At 34.2% G+C, this 1,709-nt stretch carries 3 protein-coding genes; 2 read left to right on the forward strand and 1 reads right to left on the reverse strand.

Annotated elements, in window-relative coordinates:
• On the reverse strand, nt 1-299 hold a 299-nt coding region (locus tag LDB17_RS05770; RefSeq protein ID WP_393924926.1), incomplete at its 3' end, for a hypothetical protein.
• A gap of 213 nt (nt 300-512) precedes the next feature.
• Here LDB17_RS05770 and LDB17_RS05775 point away from each other — a divergent pair.
• Both LDB17_RS05775 and LDB17_RS05780 read left to right on the forward strand, forming a co-directional pair.
• Complete coding sequence (locus LDB17_RS05775) at nt 513-1,085, forward strand: hypothetical protein (RefSeq protein ID WP_252638156.1); 573 nt, start codon at nt 513-515, stop codon at nt 1,083-1,085.
• A 55-nt stretch (nt 1,086-1,140) separates the two neighbouring features.
• Nucleotides 1,141-1,709 (forward strand): LemA family protein (locus tag LDB17_RS05780; RefSeq protein WP_393924927.1); only part of this gene is annotated, 569 nt, incomplete at its 3' end.

Here is a 1,709-nt window from a genome sequence, read left to right on the forward strand (position 1 = left end):
GTGGATATATCGGAGATGAGTTGGGGTAAGAATATAACCCGATCTGAAATAATAAGCGTTGTTACATAAACAGTAATTAGCTGCCTGATATTTCCAAACTTCTGAAGAGTAAAATTGAAAAAGGAGAAAAGGCAGATACTACAATCATGATGTTGGTCGGATAATTCCTGTTGCGATGAGCATGAGGACTCTGTACAATAGTGGCTGTGGTCGGCAAATATAAAGTGTAAAGGCTTCATCAGTATCATACTGACGAATATACTTACAAACACAATTGCTATTTTCCGAGGGGATATCATCTAACTCTATTCCTTTTGAGGAGCAAAAGTAGTATTATAAATTAAACTACTACTCGTCCTTTTATTTTTAAATAAAAGAGTTAACTTTTATTTGGTAAAAAGATCTGCATTATATTGATATTCTACCAATAAAAGATCAGAGAGATATCTATAAATAGAATAATTTAATATTTATCATGTACATTTGTATCTGAAAACTTAATAATAGAACGAATGAGAAATTTGTGTATAGCATTGATAATTGTACTTGTAGTTCCTGCCGTATGGTTTTCTTCATGTGCTAAAGTTGATAACTATGAAGGGGCTGGAAAACCGACAGTTTCCGACGTCAGATTCAACGCCAATGATACATTACATCTTCAGGATGGAGAAGTCATAGTTTTGAATGATTCTACTAAAAGAGGTCCATCACATATTGACACATTAATTATAGGCAAAACACTCTACTTGAATGCCCGTTTTAGAGACAACATTGGTTTATCAAGTTATAGAGTGAAGATGGAAATAAATAGTCAAGCAGGCGAACCATATAAACTTTGGGCTCTAGGAGAAGATATTTTCAGTACAAAAAGACATAAGGTGACAGACACAATAATTATTCGCAATTCTTTGTTTTCGATTCCTTATTATGTTCTTAGTAAAGACACTATATATATGAAACAAGGTGAACATGAGCTACAAATCGCTTATGGAAATATAGCAAACAAAAGAGACTCTTCTTACTATAAGGTTTTGCTTCTTTCGAGAGACTCAATACTTTCAATCAGGAAGAAACAAAATATATAATCCATTTGTTTTATAATCGAAGTAAAATATTAGTAACACTAAAAATACACTCACAATGAAAAAAAGCGTAATTGCAATTATCGTAGTAGTACTTATTCTTCTTATCGGATACTTTTTCAGTAAATCATCTTATAATGGGATGGTAGCTCAAGAAGAAGGGGTATCGTCTCAATGGGCTCAAGTACAAAATGCATATCAACGTCGTGCCGATCTTATACCAAACCTGGTGGCAACAGTGAAAGGGTATGCTACACACGAACAACAAACACTGACAGAGGTCGTAGAAGCTCGTGCTAAGGCCACACAGATGCAAGTAAATGCAGATCAGTTGACAGAAGAGAATATCAAGAAATATCAGGAAGCGCAAGGGCAACTAGGTTCTGCTTTGGGACGATTGATGATGATTACTGAAAATTATCCAGATCTGAAAGCGAATACAAATTTCATACAGCTTCAAGATGAACTCACAGGTACAGAAAACCGTATCTCTACAGAAAGAAATAAATTTAATGAAAGAGTAAAGGATTATAATACAACTATCCGTATGTTTCCTAAAAATATATTTGCAGGACTTTTCGGCTTCGAAAAGAAAGCTTATTTCGAAGCAGATCAGACTGCACAAAC

The organism is Dysgonomonas sp. Shenzhen-Wh21 (assembly GCF_043392705.1).
Lineage (GTDB): Bacteria > Bacteroidota > Bacteroidia > Bacteroidales > Dysgonomonadaceae > Dysgonomonas.

What these genes read in the sequence shown, in the direction of transcription:
- LDB17_RS05775 (WP_252638156.1), top strand. Translation starts at nt 513, where the DNA reads ATGAGAAATTTGTGTATAGCATTGATAATTGTACTTGTAGTTCCTGCC.